We start from the raw sequence: 18,154 nt of genomic DNA, 5'->3' as shown, positions 1-18,154 counted from the left end.
TTTTTTTTAAGGGATTATTGCACTTCGATCTTGTCCCAGCCGCTTTTGAACATGCAGCTGTCAACTAACGTATCCCGGCGATATTCGTTCGCGTCTTCAACCGTGTAGCTCGTGGAAATATCCTTTTTCTTGTTCTTTTTGTCCGTTTTTTCCGAGCTGGATCCGGTCACGACGTTATCCGGGGGCAGATCGATCAGCGCCTGCGCTTCGCATTCCGTGAGCTTTTTATTCATTTCCGCATCGCTGACGCCCGGTTTCACCCATTTGTACTGGACGCAGCCGGTGAGCATCAGCGTGAGGCTCAGAACGCAAAGCGCGGTAATGCGGTGTTTCATCAGAAGGTGACTCCACCGCCTACATATGCGCCGTCAATCAGCGTGTGGCCGGGACGACCGTCTTTGCCGTCCACGCTCACGTGGCGGTAGCCCACTTTCAGGGTCACTGGCGTAATTGGCGTCCAGCTTACGCCGCCGTTGGCTTCGACGTAGTTTTTCACGCTGTTGTTCAGGCCTTCTGGTGCCACATAGCCTTCACCGTACACGTGGATGCTGTCGGTCAACGCAACGTTTACGCCGCCGCCAATCGGGAACGCCACGCCGTTATCGCCTTTTTTCGGGCCGAGGTAGATGGCTTTTGCGCCCGCATTCAGCATCACCGGGCCAAGACCCAGGTTGTAGCCTGCGCCCACGCCGCCGGTCTGGGTACCGTCATCGGTGTTTTTGAGCCAGTTACTTTCGAGATAAACACCGGATGAGGATTTACCCATTTCCAGATTGAGGTTGGTAAAGTTTTTACCCTGCTCAACGGTGCCGCCCATCGCCAGTGCGGAACCCGATACGGCAGCCAGAGCAGAAAGAAGAAGGATATTCAGTTTTTTCATGTTTTATGCCTCGTCATTAAATTCATCTGGGCGCACCTTAACAAGCGATGTTAATGACTGCAAATGTGATATAAATCGCGGTTTTATACTGATATTGTTAACTTTTTTATTGAAGTTGTTGCAATGATGTTTGATTGTCGGGGTGTCAACAGGGGATGTTTTTAGCGTTTAGGAACCGTTTAGTTTTTTGACTAAACATAAACTGAACGAGGCGGGGATAGTGATTTGAGATGAATTAATTGGGTTTCTAATAATTTCCAAAAATGTTTCTCCTGTCACACAAAACAACAAAGCCTTACATTTCGAGCGATGAATATACGTTCAATCGTGCAGGCCGGTTTCCCTTCCATGTCATTTTTCTGACACGTTTATTCTTTACGTTGTTGGCTTCACTAACTGGATGCTAACAATATGAAAAGAAAAATTATTCCTGTACTTATCGGCTGTGCGCTCTCTTTCTCTGGCCTGGCGGCGCAGCCTACTGCTGAGCGCTATGTCGTCAGCTTCCCTGAAGGCTCCCACGTGAGCTACAGCGGCGCGTTTGCCAGCGCGTTTCCGAACGGACTCCCCGTGGGCATTGGCTCCGGCCTGATGTTTACGGGCAAGCAGGGCGACGCCCTGACCTTTGCGACCGTGACCGATCGCGGTCCAAACGCCGATTCGCCAAAAATGGGTAAAAACGAAGCCAAAATATTTGTCACGCCAGATTTTGCGCCGATGCTGATGACCATCCGCGTTCAGAACGGCAAAGCGGAGGCTGTCGATGCCCGCCCGCTGCATGATGATAAAGGCGAGATTAACGGTCTGCCGCTGCAAAGCGGCGTGATTGGTTCCACCAATGAAGTGGCGTTCAGCGACACCCTCAAGATCCTGAAGGGTGACAACCGCGGGCTGGACACGGAAGGCATCACGCCGGACGGGAAAGGCGGCTACTGGCTGTGCGACGAGTATGGCCCGTTCCTGATTAACGTCGACAGCAAAGGGAAGATCCTGGCGATCCACGGGCCGCAGGCTGCGGAAGGGGAGAAATCCATCGCGGGCGGCCTGCCAAACATTATCAAATGGCGTCAGGCGAATCGGGGCTTTGAAGGCCTGACCCGGATGCCGGACGGGCGTATTATCGCTGCCGTGCAAAGCACGCTTGATATCGACGGTAAGAGCAAAAAGCAGGCGCTGTTTACGCGTCTGGTGAGCTTTGACCCGGCGACCGGGAAAACGGCGATGTACGGTTACCCGATCGACAGCGCGGCTTATGACAAAAACAGCGACGCCAAAATCGGCGACATCGTGGCGCTCGATGACCAGCACATCCTGTTGATTGAGCAGGGAAGCGATAAAAACGACGGCATGCGTAACCTGATTTACAAGGTGGATCTCAGCAAGGCGAGCGACCTGACCGCCTTTGACAAGCCGGGCGAGTACCCGGAGTTTGATGATGAGAAAACCCTGGCGCAGCGCGGCATAACGCTTGCGGCTAAAACGCAGGTCGTGGATCTGCGCGCGCTGGGCTGGCAGCAGGAGAAGGCCGAAGGGCTGGCGCTGATCGACAGCAAAACGCTTGCGGTGGCGAACGATAACGACTTTGGCGTGAAGGTGGCGATGCAAAACCCGGTCGAGGGCAAGAAGCTCAAGGATTATCGGGTGAACGCGGAAGGCAAGCTGACGCTGGATAATAAACCGGTGGAAACCACGCTCAGCGTGAAGCCGCTAAAGAAGCCGGAGTCGGACAGCGAGCTGTGGATTATAACGCTGCCGGAAGCGGTGAAATAAGTTTACCCTTCTTGCTAAAGGCTGGGGTATCCCCACAAGATAATGCCTGCACAGACGGCTCCCTCTCCCTTTAGGGAGAGGGCTGGGGTGAGGGGGAACATACGGCTGTGGAGGTTATTCCGTTCACTCTATGTTCCTCGCTACTCTGTAACGGCATGACCTGTGAACGTGCCAGGGTGGCTTAATCGCCACCACCCTGGCGACCCGGGCTCCCGGCGGTAAATCGCCGCTTCGCGGTACCCTCAGCTTATTCCTTCAGGCTATCGGGTCGGGCATGAGCCTGCATCCCTGCAGGCCACGCCCTCTCGGCGCATCCCTGCGCCTCGCCCCGGCCTTACGGAAACGCCTCGGCGATTTACAGCCGGACCAGGGCATCGCTGTGAGCCACTAATTTTTCTGAAGCAACATTCATCGCTTCAGGTTAAAAAAATACCGGGGATCCCTCAGCCCCATAGGGGAGAGGAGATGCATAGCGGTTATTTCTTCAGCCCCGCAAACGCCGCCCGAATTTCTTCTTCCGGGAGTTGGATACCGATAAACACCATCACGCTGCGCGGCGCTTCATCGCCCCAGGGTCTGTCCCAGTCTGCGCTGTACAGGCGCTGTACGCCCTGGAACAGCAGACGGTTCGGCTCGCCGTCAATCCACAGCATCCCTTTGTAGCGCAGCAGCTTGTCGGCAAACGACAGCAGCAGGTTCTCCATCACGCGCGAAACCTCGCTGATGTCCACCGGATAGTCCAGCTCGACCACAATCGACGCCACGTCGTTTTGCTTATCTCCCATAAAGTGGAAGCGCGGTTTTGCGGTGACGTTCTCTTCCAGCATAAAGCCGTTGGTGTTGAACAGCTGAGACAGATCGATGTCGCCGTGCGCCACCGTGTAAATCGGCGCGCGGGAGTTAATGCGCGTCAGGCGCTCGCGCAGTTTTTCGCTTTCGCCCGCCACGTCGGTTTTGGTCAGCAGGATGCGGTCGGCGTAGCCCACCTGAGACTGGGCGATGGTGAACTGGTTCATCTGATCGTCGGCGTGAACCGCATCGACCAGGGCAATTACGCCGTCCAGCAGGTAGCGCTGGCAGAGGATCTCGTGCGAGAAAAAGGTCTGAATAATCGGGCCGGGGTCGGCCATGCCGGTGCACTCGATCACCAGACGGTCAAAGTCGATCTCGCCGCGGTCGCGGCTGTCGAGCAGGTCCAGCAGGGCGTCTTCTAATTCGTTAGAGCGGGTGCAGCAGATGCAGCCGTTGGTGAGGGTTTTGATCTGGGTGGCGCGATCGCCAATCAGCTGATCGTCTACCGAGACCTCACCGAATTCGTTTTCGATGACGGCGATTTTGAAGCCGTGCTGTTCATTCAGGATGTGGCGCAGCAGGGTGGTTTTACCGGCGCCGAGAAAACCGGTCAGCAGGGTAACGGCAATCGGGGTCATGGTCTCTCCTTTAGCAGCAGCGGACGCCGCCTTCTCCACTTCCGCCGTAGCGCGCTTCCTGACGCTCGCGGAAGAATTCGGTGTAGGTCATGTACGGCTTATCCGGATGGTTGGTCTTCATATGCTCAACGTAGTTGTCATAGTCCGGAATGCCAATCAGCATTTTCGCCGCCTGACCGAGGTATTTTTTTGCTTCGCCTAAGTTACCAAACATTGTGGGTTCCAGACAGAAAAAGCCCGGCGATGTGAGTCCGCTGGGCTTATGTTCCCCTCACCCCAGCCCTCTCCCAAAGGGAGAGGGGGAGGATTGCGGATTAATGGTGTGAAGAGGTCTTCACGCCGCCTTCCGGCACCGGCACGTACGGGGTTTCTTTATCCGTACGGCCGTCGGCGTTGCGCACGTTCAGCCAGGTTTTGATGCCGTAGAAGATGATGCTGTACACCACCACCAGGAACAGAATGCTCAGACCCGCGTTGGTGTAGTTGTTCACCACGATATGGTTCATGTTGGCAATCTGCTGAGCGGTGAGATCCGCGCCGCCTGCGGCAATCTTCTCTTTGTACTGGTTAGCCATGAAGAAGAAGCCTTCCAGCTGCGGGTTGGCGCTGAACAGCTTCAGGCCAAGCGCCCAGGTGGTGCAGAGCAGCAGCCACAGCGCAGGAACAACCGTTACCCAGATGTATTTGGTGCGCTTCATCTTCACGAGGACCACGGTACCGAGCACCAGAGCAACGGCTGCGAGCATCTGGTTAGAGATACCGAACAGCGGCCACAGGCTCTTCACGCCGCCGAGCGGGTCGACAACGCCCTGATACAGCAGGTAGCCCCACAGGCCGACGCAGCCCGCAGTACCCAGAATGCCCGCCACCAGAGAGTCAGTTTTCTTCAGGAACGGCACGAAGTTACCGAGCAGGTCCTGCAGCATGAAGCGGCCCGCACGGGTACCGGCGTCCAGCGCGGTCAGGATGAACAGCGCTTCGAACAGAATACCGAAGTGGTACCAGAAGCCCATGTCCGCCCACGGCAGCACTTTGTGGAACACGTGTGCGATACCGACGGCCAGCGTCGGTGCACCGCCTGCGCGGTTCAGCACGGACGGTTCGCCGATGTCTTTCGCGGTCTGCATGATCTGCTCAGGCGAAATCACGAAGCCCCAGGAGCTGACGGTCGCCGCAGCGTGTGCGCTAGCGTCCTTCAGCTGCGCCATAATCAGCGCCGCGTTATCGCCGCCCATCTCGTGCAGGTTTGGCATGGTAATGCCGAGGCCCGCAGGCGGGGTGTTCATCGCGAAGTAGAGACCCGGTTCGATGATAGACGCGGCAACCAGCGCCATGATCGCCACGAAGGACTCCATCAGCATCGCGCCGTAGCCGATCAGACGCGCATCTTTCTCGTTCGCCAGCAGCTTAGGCGTGGTACCGGACGCAATCAGGGCGTGGAAACCGGAGACCGCACCGCAGGCGATGGTGATGAACAGGAACGGGAACAGGGCGCCTTTCCACAGCGGGCCGGTGCCGTCGATGTACTGCGTTACCGCAGGCATTTTCAGGTCCGGGTTAATCACCAGGATACCGATAGCCAGACCGACGATAACGCCAATTTTGAGGAAGGTCGCCAGGTAGTCACGCGGGGCCAGAATCAGCCAGACCGGCAGCAGCGCGGAGATAAACGCATAGCCAATCAGCGCGAAGGTAATGGTGGTGTCCTTGAAGGTCAGCGCCGGGCCCCAGTACGGGTCGTGCGCAATCACGCCGCCGAAGTAGATAGAGGCCACCAGCAGCACGATACCAATCACCGACACTTCACCCACGCGTCCCGGTCTCAGGAAGCGCATGTAGATACCCATGAACAGCGCAATCGGCACGGTTGAGCAGACGGTGAAGACACCCCACGGGCTTTCGGCCAGCGCTTTCACCACGATCAGGGCCAGCACCGCGAGGATGATGATCATAATCAGGAAGCAGCCGAACAGGGCGATGGTCCCCGGCACGCGGCCCATCTCTTCTTTGACCATCTCACCCAGAGAGGCGCCGTTACGGCGAGAAGAGATAAACAGCACCATAAAGTCCTGCACCGCACCCGCCAGCACTACGCCGGCGAGCAGCCACAGGGTTCCCGGCAGGTAGCCCATCTGCGCGGCCAGCACCGGGCCCACCAGCGGGCCTGCACCGGCGATAGCGGCAAAGTGGTGACCAAACAGCACGTAGCGGTTGGTTGGCACGTAGTTCAGGCCGTCATTGTTAATGACCGCCGGGGTGGCGCGCGTCGGGTCGAGCTTCATGACCTTCTGCGCGATGTACAAGCTGTAGTAGCGATAAGCAACAAGATAGACGGAAACCGACGCGACCACGATCCACAGGGCGCTTACGTGTTCGCCCCGGCGTAATGCGACAACCGCCAGACAGAAAGCGCCGAGGATCCCGAGTAAGGCCCAGGGCACGTGCTTCAGTAGTTTTTTAGTATCCATAGTAAGACCTGGTTTTTTATGTAAAGAAAAAAGGGTCAGGGTTCGTTGTGAGGAGGTATTGATTAATGCTGGAGCGATCGTGCCAGATCCTCGCGCGTGTAAAGGACGGTAAATGAATGAGTGGTTGAAAGTGCCGGGTGAGCGGTCAAAGGGGGCGACGAGCGGTTCCGGCTCGCCGCCAGGGGGCGAAATTATGTGATTGAGATCACTTGATTATTCGGGTTACGCTCCACGGCCAGATAGTTCTCCAGCGTTCTAATCAGTTTTTCCTTCAGCCAGTTCGGTTCCAGAATCTGAATGTGGGGCAGCCAGTAGAACAGCAGCGGCAGGATCTGGTTCTCGTGCGCCGCCTGGCAGCGCAGCGTGACGCCGCCCTGTTGCTCCTCCAGCAGCTCCTGTTCCGGCAGAAGATCGCGGCGCAGGAAGTAATGTGAAATATTATCTTTGATAAATATTTTCACTGCGAAAGTATTTTCGGACACCCAAGGATCGAGGCTTTTCTCCAGCAGCTCAAGGACATTTTCTTCGGGCGTAAAGGTCGTTTTCTGAATATCAAACCAGCTAATCTGGCTCAATGAGAAGGATTTCAGGCGGCTATTTTCGGTGGCTTGTAAATACCATATATTTTTTTTGTTAATGAGTTTATAGGGATTAATCAGACGGTTTTTTCCCTTATAAACGATCTGACAAACATTATGGTTTTTAATCGATTTCTCGATTTTCGTTAAATAACGGCGAATATCACGTTCTACCGTGTGTTCTGCTTCATTCGCAAGAATAAGAATATGGTTTTCGTCAACGCGCGTTTCGAGCTTCTGCCAGAATTCCGTATTTCTTTCAGGGAAAAAGCTGTCAGCATTCAGGAAGTTAGCAAGGGTGTGATGTAAGCCTTGTCCGCCGGGCGATTGTGCAGAATGGATCAGTCGATATAGCCCGTTACCGGTATGTTCAACAATGGGGGAGAGCGCATTTAAATCCCGGTAGACGGTACGCTCGGTAATTTTAAATTTTTCCATTAGCGCACTGCGGTTTACCACACCGTTTAAATGTAGCTCAACCAGAATATCGACCAGACGTTCAGCCGAGCGGCTCCGCGTCGTTTTAGCCATAAGGTCATCCTGTATATTTAGGTATGCGCTGAATGATGCGGATGCACTGACAAAGGGTGTCAGTATTCAGTCACAGAAAATTTCTCTTATGGTTATATAACGGCGTGATTTAGCGGAAACCTTAGGAGTTTTTGTAGAAAGCGGCGCTGGCCGAAGAAAAAGGCCAGCGCGAGGGGGGGATCACACGGCGGCTTCCGCCTCCAGCATGACCGGGTGGAAGCGGCGCTTGAAGTAGATCAGACCGTGTCCCGCGTCGCTCAGAATGATATTTTTAATTTCAACAAGGTAGACAAGATGCGTGCCGATGGTTTGCACCTGGCTAATCTCGCCCTCCAGGCTGGCGAGTGCGCCCTTGAGCACCGGCTGCGCCAGCGGACCTTTCTGCCAGCAGGAGAGGGCAAAGCGCTCCTCCATCGTCATACCGGTCATCCCGGCGAAATGGCGAGCCATGATCTCCTGCTCGTGGTTCAGTACGTTAACGCACAGCCTGCCGTTTCCCTGAAATACCGGGTTCATGGCGCTGTTGGCGTTGATGCACACCATAACCGACGGCGGGGTGTCAGTCACCGAACAGACGGCTGTAGCGGTAATGCCGCAGCGGCCCGCCTCGCCCTCGGTGGTGACCACATTGACCGCCGCCGACAGGCTGCTCATTGCGTCGCGAAAACGCAGGCGTTGTTCATCTGAATGCATTGCAACCTCCCGCTGCGCTATTTCAGCAGCTTGTCGAGCATGTTGATATCGCTGTTATTGTGCAGGTGCGGCACCGTCCAGCCGTGCTGGTCGTACTCGGACATGCAGCGGTCGACCATCGCCATCATCTTGTCCATGTTGCCGGAGCTTTGCGCCTGGCGCAGACACTGCAGGCGGATCTCATCCTGGCTGCCGGAGTAGTTGATTTCGTACAGCTCGTGACGGCCGCCAAACTCGCTGCCGATGGCGTCCCACATCAGCTTCAAAATCTTGATGCGTTCGACGTGATCCATGCCGTTGGAGCCGCGCACGTATTTCGCCAGATACTGGTCGATCTGCGGGTTGTTCAGATCCCGGGCGCTGGAAGGCAGGTAGATCAGACCGGACGTCACGTTACGCTCGATGATATTCTTGATCTTCGCGTAGGCCATCGGCGCCATCACGCGATAGGTTTGCAGCGCGGCGTGATCCGGTAGATACGCGCCGTTGACCCACGGGGTGGCTTCGGAACACATGGAGTCGCTCAGCGCCCAGAACATGTTGCGCCAGGCCACCACTTCGCCGAGATCCGCCTGCACGCCGCGGAACTCCAGGGTACCGGTGCACTCCAGGGATTTTTTCAGCAGGGCGGTGATGAAGTCGAGCTTCACCGCCAGGCGCACGCAGGCCTGCAGCGGGTACATCCGCGCAAAGCCGCCTTCCATCGTCCAGCGACGGCAGCGATCGAAATCGCGGTAGATCAGCACGTTTTCCCACGGGATCAGCACGTGATCCATCACCAGGATCGCGTCGTTCTCGTCGAAGCGGCTGGAGAGCGGGTAGTCGTAAGGGGATCCGGTTGCGCCTGCCACCATCTCGTAAGAGGCGCGGGAGATCAGCTTCACGCCTTCGGCATCCATCGGCGCGACGAACATCAGCGCGAAGTCCGGGTTTTTGCCCATCACCTGCGCGGAGCCGAAGCCGATCATGTTGTAGTGGGTCAGCGCCGAGTTGGTTGCCACCACTTTCGCGCCGCTGACGATGATCCCCGCGTCGGTCTCTTTCTCCAGCTTGATGTAGACGTCTTTCACCTCGTCAGCCGGCTTGTGGCGGTCGATCGGCGGGTTAACGATGGCGTGGTTGAAGTACAGGCCGGTTTCCTGAATGCGCGTGTACCAGCTGCGGGCGTTCTGTTCGAACTGGCCGTAGAAGGCCGGGTTGGCGCCGAGCGCGCAACCGAACGCGGCCTTGTAGTCCGGCGTGCGGCCCATCCAGCCGTAGCTCAGACGCGACCACTCGGCGATGGCGTCGCGCTGCTGGCGCAGGTCGTCGGCGCTTTTCGCCACGCGGAAGAACTTGTGGGTATAGCCGCCGCTGCCGGTGTCGGTGCCCCAGCAGAGGGTGTCCTGCATGTCCGGCTTGTGCAGCGCGTCGTACATCTGCGCGATGGAGGCCGCCGCGTTGCGAAACGCCGGATGGGTGGTGACGTCTTTGACGCGCTCGCCGTAGATATAAATCTCACGGCCGTCCTGCAGGCTTTTTAAATACTCTTCACCGGTTAACGGACGTTTGGCATCAGCGCGGAAATCTTCAGGCTTCATAGGGACCTCGTATCGGAATAGGGTTGTTAAATTTATGTTTTGTTTTTGTTGTTTAATTGAAGCCTGAGAGGGGCGTAACGTGAAGGGACGATTGGGACAACGGCGGGTACTTTTCGCGAGAGATCGCAGAGTGTGATTTCCCTCACCCTAACCCTCTCCCAAAGGGAGAGGGGACGGTTACTCCCTCTCCCTTTGGGAGAGGGCAGGGGTGAGGGGAACAGGCGACACCGGTACTTTCTGCGCCCGATACGCGCTCGGCGAGCACCCCACTAAGCGGTTAAAAAAACGGGCAAAATAGGCCGGGTCCTTAAACCCCAGCTGCCAGGCAATCTCGCTGACCGCGCTGTCGGAGAAGAGCAGCAGCCGCCTCGCTTCGCGAAGCTGCCGGTCGAAGATCAGCCGCTTCGGCGGGCGGTTGGCGAAGCGGCGGCAGATATCGGTCAGGCGGGATTCGGTGAGGTGCAGCTCGCTGGCGTATTCCGGCACCGTCCAGTGCTCATGGTAATGAACGTCAATCAGCTGGGTAAAGCGCTGGAACAGCTTCAGCTCGCCGCGCATGCCGCCCGAAGCGTGATCGTCGAGCTTCGCGTTGCGCAGCAGCAGGGTGAAGACCGCCTGCGCCAGCAGGACCAGAGTATGTTCGCGCCCCGGCAGCTGTTCCGTCGATTCCCGGGCAATCAGCTGCCAGTAGTGCTTCAGCGCCGCCAGCTCGTCCGGCCTGTCGGCCAGCGAGAGGCAGATCCCCGGCAGGCCAAACGCTTCCCGCGTGCCGGGGTAGAGCACCTCCAGCAGCGGCCAGATCAGATCCTCGCGCACCGTCAGCACGTGTCCGTCGCTGTCGGATTCGGTGATAAACGCGTGCGGCACCGACGGCGGCGTGAGGACGAACAGCGGGGCCTGCACCGAGTAGCGGTGATCGTCGAGCTGGAGCTCAATCTGCCCGGTATCAAGAAAGTGCATCTGAAAATACTGGTCGTGACGGTGCGCCTGCATGTCGCGGCCAAAAAAGGCCGCCATGCGGGCGAACGACTGGTAGTGCACGTCGTCGGTGCCCAGACTTTCGTCGTACTCCTTGCTGATATCAATGTTGGCGATAGGGCTCTGGCACATGATCGTTCCTCTGTTGATCCCGCTGCGTCATCGGAATGCGCGTCAGCACCAGCGCACCGACCACCAGCAGCCCGGCCACGAACCACAGTCCGGAGCTAAAGCTGCCGGTCGCGTCGCGCAGGATCCCAATCAGCAATGGGCTGACGGCAGATCCGACGTTGCCGATGGCGTTGATCACCGCCAGCGCCACCGCGCGGGACTGCAGGCTAATCACCCGATCCGGCGTGGTCCAGAATATGGCCATGGCGGTAAAGGATCCGGTTGAGGCCATAATGATGCCAAGCAGCTGGATCAGGCTGTGATCGGTGGCCGAGGCCAGCATCCATCCCGCCGCGGCGAACAGGTACGGCAGGATGGTGTGCTTTTTTCGCTCTTTCAGCCTGTCGGAGCGGCGGCTCCACCAGATCATCCCGAGGATGGTGCAAAACTGCGGGATCGCCGCCAGCAGGCCGATGACGATATTGCTGCTCCCCGTGTTAAAGCTTTGCAGGATCTGCGGCGTCCAGATGTTGATGGCGCTGAGCGTGTTGGTCAGGCAGAAGTAGGCCAGCGTGTAGAGCAGCACCGCCGGGGTCAGCACCTCGCGCAGCGTCGATCGCGGCGTGACGGATTGGGCAATGGCGACCTCCTGCTCGCGGGCGATCATCGTTTTCAGCGCCTGCTTTTCGTCGTCGTCCAGCCAGGTGGCCTGATCCGGCGTGTCGTTGAGGTAAAACCAGGTCACCACGCCGAGCACCACCGACGGCAGCCCCTCCAGCAGGAACAGCCACTGCCAGCCCTTCAGGTTCCACAGCCCGTCCATCGCCAGAATGTACCCGGAGAGGATCGAGCCGAGCATCATGGTCACCGGCATGGCGATCATAAACAGCGCGTTGGCGCGGGCGCGGTGATAGGCCGGGAACCACCAGGTGAGGTAGACCAGGATCCCCGGCAGGAAGCCCGCTTCGGCAATGCCCACCAGCATGCGTAAAACATAGAGCGTGTGCGGGCTGGTGGCGAACATGGTACAGGTGGAGGCGATGCCCCACACCACCATGATCCCGGCGATCCAGCGCCGCGCGCCGATCTTCGCCAGCATGATGTTGCTCGGGATCCCGCACAGCACGTAGGTGACGTAAAACAGCGTCGCGGCGAGGCCAAACATGGTCGACGTAAGGCCCAGATCTTTGCCCATCGTCAGTCCGGCAAAGCCGATGTTGATGCGATCGAGAAACGAAAAGACAAACAGGATGAAGAGAAAGACGATCAGGCGTCGAAACAGCTTGTTAATGACGCGATGTTCAACAGCTTTATTATCATGGGTTTGCAGGGTAGAGGTCGTCATGGTGCGCTCCAGATCTTACGTTTAGTAGACGGATTTATTGTTATTAACTGACGTAACCGGTTGTTCGATAAAGCGTGCCGCCAGCGCTTCGGCGCCGCGGGCGAGCAGGGTGGTGTCGACGCCGACGGCGACAAACAGCGCGCCGAGTTCAAGGTAGCGTTTTGCCAGCGGCTCGTTCGCCATCAGGATGCCGGGCGCTTTGCCGGCGCTAAGGATCTGCGCGATCGCCTGCTCGATGGCGGCCTGCACCTCCGGGTGCTGCGGGTTGCCGGCAAAGCCCATGTCGGCGCTCAGATCCGCCGGGCCGATAAACACGCCGTCGACGCCTTCCACATCCAGGATCTGCGGCAGGTTTTTCAGCGCCTCGCGGGTTTCGATCTGCACCAGCACGCACATGGCGTCGTTGGCCTGCTGCAGGTAGTCCGGAATCCGGTTCCAGCGCGAGGCGCGCGCCAGGGCGCTGCCGACGCCGCGAATGCCCGCGGGCGGGTAGCGGGTGGCACGTACCGCCAGCCGCGCTTCATCGGCGTTTTGCACCATCGGCACCAGCAGGGTTTGCGTGCCCACGTCCAGCAGCTGCTTGATCTGCACCGGGTCGTTCCACGACGGGCGCACCACCGGCTGGCTGGGATAAGGCGCGATGGCCTGTAATTGGGTTAACACGGTTTGCACGCTGTTCGGCGCGTGCTCGCCGTCGATCAGCAGCCAGTCGAAGCCTGCCCCGGCCAGCAGCTCGGCGCTGTAGCTGCTGGTGAGCCCCAGCCATAAGCCGATTTGCGGGCGTCCCGCTTTCAGCGCCGCCTTGAATGCGTTTTGCATGGTCCTCTCCTAAACAAAGCGGCAGCTGATGGAGCCCATGCTGCCGTAGTCGACGTGGAAGGTGTCGCCTCTGCTGGCGGGCACCGGGCGGGTAAACGAGCCGCCGAGGATGATTTGCCCCGGCTCAAGCTGCACGTCGTACGGCGCCAGCTTGTTCGCCAGCCACGCCACGCCGTTCGCCGGGTGGTTAAGCACGCCTGCGGCAACGCCGGTCTCTTCAATCACGCCGTTGCGGTAGAGCAGGGCGGAGATCCAGCGCAGATCCAGCGCGTCGGGCTTAATCGGGCGGCCGCCGAGGATCACCCCCGCGTTGGCGGCGTTATCGGAGATGGTGTCGAACACCTTGCGCGGGCGCTGGGTCTCCGGGTCAACGTTGTGGCAGCGGGCGTCGATCAGCTCCAGCGCGGGGATGACGTAGTCCGTAGCGTTGTAGACGTCGAAGATCGTGCAGTTCGGGCCGCGCAGCGGTTTTGCCAGCACGAAGGCCAGCTCCACTTCGATGCGCGGAACGATAAAGCGATCGACGGGAATGTCGCTGCCGTCGTGGAAAAACATGTCGTCCAGCAGCGCGCCATAGTCCGGCTCGCTAATCTGCGAGCTGGCCTGCATCGCTTTGGAGGTGAGGCCGATCTTGTGGCCCTTCAGCACGCGGCCTTCGGCGATTTTCAGGCTGACCCATTCGCGCTGGACGGCGTAGGCGTCTTCAATGGTGATCTCCGGGTACTCAAGGGAGATCGCACGGATCTGCTCCCGGGATTGTTCCGCCTGATGCAGGCGATGGGCGATCATGGTATGGGTATGTTTGTCGAGCATGGCGATATCCTGTTTTATGTTTTTCTCCCTCTCCCCGTGGGAGAGGGAGGCTGGCCGTGCCGGTTTTACTTAAACAACGCGTGCACGTTGTTCTGTTTGTAATTGAGCGTCGGATGCAGCTCGTCGAGCTCGAACGACAGCGCCAGATAGCGGTCGGCCATCAGCGCTGCGAAATGATCTTTAATCAACGCAAACAGCATCTCGCCCACCTGCTGGCGGCTCTCCAGGCTGCGCCCGGCACCAATCTTTAGCGTCATATGCACAAAGGCGTAGTCGTGCCTGCCGTCGGCCATCTGCCAGGTATCCAGCCAGTGGGCGCGGCTGCGGATACCGCCGATGGGGAAGATGCCCGTGGCGGCGAGCGCCTCGTTGACTTTGGCGAACAGCCCCGGCAGGTCGGCCTGCTCGCGGATGTTGTCGGTACATTCAGCAATAAAGTGCGGCATGGTGGCTCCTTACGCGGGCAGCGGGAAAACGGCGTTAACCTGGCCGGTGCCGGAGCTGGCGAACAGCTCGGTGAGGAACTCCACCTTGCCGTCGTATTTGTCCCAGCCGAGCATGCCCAGCAGCATCACCGTGTCGTGCATGTTGCCCTCGCCGTAGCAGTAGTCGGCGTACTCCGGCAGCATGCTGCAAAACTCTTTGAACTGCCCCTCGCGCCACAGCTTCACCACGCGCTCGTCCATCTGGCGGTCAAACTCGCGGGTGTAGCTGTTCATCCCTTCCTCCGCGCGCTGGTCGTCGATAAAGCGGTGCGACAGCGAGCCGCTGGCGAGCACCGCCACGGTGCCGTCGTATTTTTCGATGGCGCTGACGATGGCCTCGCCCAGCCTGCGGCTGTCGGCAAAGTCGTGTACCGTGCAGAACGCCGAGATGGAGACTACTTTGAAATGTTTATCCGCGTTCATGTAGCGCATCGGCACCAGCGTGCCGTACTCCAGCTTGAGGCTCGGGATGTTGTGCGCTTTGGCGCGCACGCCGAGCTTCACCGCCTCGTCGGCGATCAGCTGGCCGAGCGCCGGGTTGCCGTCGTAGTCGTAGGTCATGTCGCGGATAAAGTGCGGCAGCTCGTTGCTGGTGTAGACGCCCGCAAAATGGTCCGCACAGTTGATGTGGTACGCGCTGTTCACCAGCCAGTGGGTATCGAACACGATGATGGTGTCCACGCCCAGCTCGCGGCAGCGCTTGCCGATCTCTTTATGCCCGTCGATGGCCGACTGGCGGCAGCCGTGGTTTTTCCCCGGCAGCTCGGAGAGGTACATCGACGGAACGTGGGTGATTTTTGCCGCTAACGCTAATTTACCCATGGTCAGATCCCCCACTTTGGAATCGGATGGTCGCCCATGGAGATGCAGACGTTCTTCATCTCCGCGAACACTTCAAAGCTGTACTCGCCGCCCTCGCGGCCGGTGCCGGAGGCCTTCACGCCGCCAAACGGCTGGCGCAGGTCGCGCACGTTCTGGGTGTTCACGAACACCATGCCCGCTTCGATATTGCGCGCCAGGCGCAGCACCTTGCTGACGTCCTGGGTCCAGATGTACGACGCCAGGCCGTACTCCACGTCGTTGGCCAGGCGCAGGCCTTCCGCTTCGTCCTTGAACGGCAGCAGGCAGGCCACCGGCCCGAAGATCTCCTCCTGCGCCACGCGCATACGGTTGTCGACGTCCGCCAGCACGGTTGGTCGCAGGAAGTTGCCGCCCTTCAGGTGCGCAGGCAGGTCGGCCGGTTTGTCCGGGCCGCCCGCCAGCAGGGTTGCCCCCTCTTCAATGCCGAGGCGGATGTAGCCGGAGACCTTCTCCCAGTGCTGCTGGCTGATGAGCGCGCCGATCTGGGTGTTCGGATCGTTTGGATCCCCAACGCGCAGGCGGTTGGCGCGTTCGGCAAAGCGCTTCACGAATTCCGGGTAGATGCTCTGCTGGATGAAGATGCGCGAGCCCGCGGTACAGCGCTCGCCGTTGATCGAGAAGATGGTGAACAGGGCGGCGTCCAGCGCGCGCTCGATGTCGGCATCTTCAAAAATCAGCACCGGGGATTTGCCGCCCAGCTCCATGGAGTATTTCTTCAGCCCGGCGTTTTTCATGATGTTGCGCCCTGTGGCGGTGCCGCCGGTGAAGGAGACGGCGCGCACGTCGTGATGGCGCACTAGCGCGTCGCCTGCCGTCGCGCCGTAGCCCTGCACCACGTTGAGCACGCCCGCCGGAATGCCCGCCTCCAGCGCCAGCTCGCCCAGACGGTCGGCGGTCAGCGGAGAGAGTTCAGACATTTTTAGCACCGCGGTGTTTCCGAGTGCCAGGCACGGCGCGACCTTCCAGGTAGCGGTCATAAACGGCACGTTCCACGGCGACACCAGCGCGCAGACGCCTACCGGCTGCACCAGGGTGTAGTTGAGCATCTTGTCGTCGACCGGGTAGGTTTTGCCGTTCATCTGCTGGCACACCTCGGCGAAGAACTCGAAGTTGTGCGAGGCGCGCGGAATGAGCACGTTTTTAGTCTGGTGGATCGGCAGGCCGGTGTCGGCGGTTTCCATGGCGGCGATCTCGGGCACGTTCTGGTCGATCAGATCGCCCAGACGACGCATCAGGCGCGCGCGCTCCTTCATCGGCAGGTTGGCCCACTTCGGGAACGCCTCTTTGGCGGCGGCGACGGCCTGGTGAATTTCAGCTTCACTGCCGGAGGCGACTTCCGCTAATACCTCGCCGGAAGCCGGGTTGGTGGTGTGAAAGTACTCGCTTCCCGCGACGTTTTTACCGTTGATCCAGTGGTTAATCTTTTTCATTTTGCAGTCTCCTCGCTGACAATTCGGTTCACCAGGCGTCCCACGCCCTCCACTTCCACCACCACCTCATCGCCCGGCACCACGTCGGACAGCCCCTTCGGCGTGCCGGTGGCAATCATGTCACCCGGCTGCAGGGTCATAAAATCGCTCAGGTACGCAATCAGGAACGGAATGCTGAAGATCAGATCCGCCGTGGTACCTTCCTGGCGCAGTTCGTCGTTGACGAAGGTGCGCAGGGCGAGGTTGTGCGGGTCGGGAATGGCTTCTTTTGGCACGATGTGGGGGGAAATGGGCGTCAGCCCGTCGCGGCTTTTTACCCGCAGGTTCGGGCGGTAGTAGTTTTCCAGGTAGTCGCGGATGGCGTAGTCGTTGCAGACCGTATAGCCCGCCACGTAGTCCATCGCCTCGGCTTCGCTGACCTTACGCGCGGTTTTACCGATGACCACCACCAGCTCCGCCTCGTAGTGCATGTATTCGATATTGTTCGGGCGCACCGACGTCTGGTTGTCGCCGTTGAAGGTGTTTGGCGCTTTGATAAATACCAGCGGCTCGGTGGGCGGCTTGAAGTCCAGCTCGCTGGCGTGATCGGCATAGTTCAGACCGAGGGCAAACAGCGTGGCGTGCGGCGGCGTGCTGTGGGCAATAGTGACGTTGCGCTCATCCACCACCGGGTTTTCCAGCGGCGGAAAGCCTTCTGCCAGAATACGCACGCGATCGCCCGGGCGGATCTCCACGCGGCTTTGCGGGGTGCCGAGCAGGATCGCATCGCCGGGATTGAGGGTAGCGAACTCGCTCAGGGCGCTCAGCAGTTCGGCAGCGCTGCGCTGAAGATCGGCCGTGTTCCAGTGGTCCGCTTCGCGGCCGTTGATCTCGGTAATGATGGTCAGGTTGTCCACGCTATCAACGGCGACCAGCTCGCCCAGCGGGCAAAATCCGTCCCGGCATTTGGCCTTGATGGCCGGGCGGTAGAAGCTCTCTTCCGGCAGGCTCACCTCGTTAGCGAGCGCGTATCCCGCGATGTGCTCCGCGGCGTCCTCCACGCGCACCCTGCTGGCGGTTTTGCCCACGACCAGCGCCACCGTCGCGCCGCTTAGTACCGTTTCCCCCTGCGGGAAGGGGATCGGCTCGCCCGCGCGAATCACCGTGTTGTGCGGTTTGATAAACCACACCGCTGTTTTCGGCGGCGTGCTGTAGGGGGCTTTTTCAAACGCCTCGCGCCAGGATTCACGCTGGCTTTGATGGTTGAGGGCGACGGCAAAAACGGTACCTTTCATTCACATACTCCTCATCCCGGCGGTCCGGGTTATGATTTCATTAATATGTTAATGATCTGGTTTTATGCTTTTGCTGTTTATTTCGCAATCAGAAGTGAAAAATTTGTG

General features: G+C 59.0%; 17 protein-coding genes. 1 reads left to right on the top strand and 16 read right to left on the bottom strand.

Features of this window, described 5'->3' with window-relative positions; all coding sequences use genetic code 11:
• Positions 1-14: 14 nt before the first annotated feature.
• Positions 15-335: a hypothetical protein gene (locus ACJ69_RS14315; protein WP_028015390.1), complete on the bottom strand. Its 321-nt coding sequence runs from the start codon at positions 333-335 to the stop codon at positions 15-17.
• Positions 335-880, bottom strand: coding sequence for a YfaZ family outer membrane protein (locus ACJ69_RS14310; RefSeq protein ID WP_023310269.1), 546 nt, complete (start codon positions 878-880; stop codon positions 335-337). The genes ACJ69_RS14315 and ACJ69_RS14310 overlap by 1 nt, the downstream gene beginning before the upstream one ends.
• 411 nt (positions 881-1,291) lie before the next feature.
• On the opposite strand from ACJ69_RS14310, the gene ACJ69_RS14305 reads away from it, so the two are divergent.
• Positions 1,292-2,650, top strand: coding sequence for an esterase-like activity of phytase family protein (locus tag ACJ69_RS14305; RefSeq protein WP_059347224.1), 1,359 nt, complete (start codon positions 1,292-1,294; stop codon positions 2,648-2,650).
• A 476-nt stretch (positions 2,651-3,126) separates the two neighbouring features.
• Here ACJ69_RS14305 and yjiA read toward each other — a convergent pair whose 3' ends face one another.
• The 14 genes from yjiA to hpaG form a co-directional block, all read right to left on the bottom strand.
• A complete protein-coding gene (gene yjiA, locus ACJ69_RS14300; RefSeq protein ID WP_054830196.1) occupies positions 3,127-4,080 on the bottom strand; it encodes a GTPase in 954 nt (317 codons plus the stop codon).
• A 10-nt stretch (positions 4,081-4,090) separates the two neighbouring features.
• On the bottom strand, positions 4,091-4,294 hold the full coding sequence (locus ACJ69_RS14295) for a YbdD/YjiX family protein (RefSeq protein ID WP_003856610.1): 204 nt from the start codon (positions 4,292-4,294) through the stop codon (positions 4,091-4,093).
• A 100-nt stretch (positions 4,295-4,394) separates the two neighbouring features.
• Entirely contained in the window at positions 4,395-6,548 is a 2,154-nt protein-coding gene (locus ACJ69_RS14290; protein WP_023334384.1) for a carbon starvation CstA family protein, read from the bottom strand.
• A gap of 191 nt (positions 6,549-6,739) precedes the next feature.
• On the bottom strand, positions 6,740-7,657 hold the full coding sequence (locus ACJ69_RS14285; RefSeq protein ID WP_059347223.1) for a helix-turn-helix transcriptional regulator: 918 nt from the start codon (positions 7,655-7,657) through the stop codon (positions 6,740-6,742).
• 180 nt (positions 7,658-7,837) lie between these two features.
• Complete coding sequence (locus ACJ69_RS14280; protein WP_059347222.1) at positions 7,838-8,350, bottom strand: 4-hydroxyphenylacetate 3-monooxygenase reductase subunit; 513 nt, start codon at positions 8,348-8,350, stop codon at positions 7,838-7,840.
• Positions 8,351-8,367: 17 nt separating this feature from the next.
• Positions 8,368-9,930 (bottom strand): 4-hydroxyphenylacetate 3-monooxygenase, oxygenase component, encoded by a 1,563-nt coding sequence (hpaB, locus tag ACJ69_RS14275; protein ID WP_059347221.1) that lies wholly within the window; start codon positions 9,928-9,930, stop codon positions 8,368-8,370.
• Between the two features lie 177 nt (positions 9,931-10,107).
• Complete coding sequence (gene hpaA, locus ACJ69_RS14270) at positions 10,108-11,040, bottom strand: 4-hydroxyphenylacetate catabolism regulatory protein HpaA (protein ID WP_059347220.1); 933 nt, start codon at positions 11,038-11,040, stop codon at positions 10,108-10,110.
• Positions 11,012-12,364, bottom strand: coding sequence for a 4-hydroxyphenylacetate permease (gene hpaX / locus ACJ69_RS14265; protein WP_059347219.1), 1,353 nt, complete (start codon positions 12,362-12,364; stop codon positions 11,012-11,014). Before hpaX ends, hpaA begins: the two co-directional genes overlap by 29 nt.
• A 21-nt stretch (positions 12,365-12,385) precedes the next feature.
• Positions 12,386-13,183 carry a 4-hydroxy-2-oxoheptanedioate aldolase gene (gene hpaI, locus ACJ69_RS14260; protein ID WP_059347218.1) on the bottom strand — a complete coding sequence of 266 codons (798 nt, stop codon included), beginning with the start codon at positions 13,181-13,183 and terminating at the stop codon, positions 12,386-12,388.
• A 9-nt stretch (positions 13,184-13,192) separates the two neighbouring features.
• Positions 13,193-13,996, bottom strand: a complete 804-nt coding sequence (hpaH, locus tag ACJ69_RS14255; RefSeq protein WP_059347217.1) for a 2-oxo-hept-4-ene-1,7-dioate hydratase — start codon at positions 13,994-13,996, stop codon at positions 13,193-13,195.
• Positions 13,997-14,061: 65 nt separating this feature from the next.
• Positions 14,062-14,442 carry a 5-carboxymethyl-2-hydroxymuconate Delta-isomerase gene (locus ACJ69_RS14250; RefSeq protein WP_059347216.1) on the bottom strand — a complete coding sequence of 127 codons (381 nt, stop codon included), beginning with the start codon at positions 14,440-14,442 and terminating at the stop codon, positions 14,062-14,064.
• A 9-nt stretch (positions 14,443-14,451) separates the two neighbouring features.
• Positions 14,452-15,303, bottom strand: coding sequence for a 3,4-dihydroxyphenylacetate 2,3-dioxygenase (gene hpaD / locus ACJ69_RS14245; RefSeq protein WP_048978973.1), 852 nt, complete (start codon positions 15,301-15,303; stop codon positions 14,452-14,454).
• 2 nt (positions 15,304-15,305) lie between these two features.
• A complete protein-coding gene (gene hpaE / locus ACJ69_RS14240; protein ID WP_059347215.1) occupies positions 15,306-16,772 on the bottom strand; it encodes a 5-carboxymethyl-2-hydroxymuconate semialdehyde dehydrogenase in 1,467 nt (488 codons plus the stop codon).
• Positions 16,769-18,046: a 4-hydroxyphenylacetate degradation bifunctional isomerase/decarboxylase gene (gene hpaG / locus ACJ69_RS14235; protein ID WP_059347214.1), complete on the bottom strand. Its 1,278-nt coding sequence runs from the start codon at positions 18,044-18,046 to the stop codon at positions 16,769-16,771. The genes hpaE and hpaG overlap by 4 nt, the downstream gene beginning before the upstream one ends.
• Positions 18,047-18,154 lie beyond the last annotated feature (108 nt).

Origin of the sequence: Enterobacter asburiae (assembly GCF_001521715.1) — a bacterium.
In the GTDB taxonomy this organism is placed as follows: Bacteria; Pseudomonadota; Gammaproteobacteria; order Enterobacterales; family Enterobacteriaceae; genus Enterobacter; species Enterobacter asburiae.
Note: the sequence above shows the minus strand (reverse complement) of the source record. Positions and strands in the feature narration are given on the sequence as shown.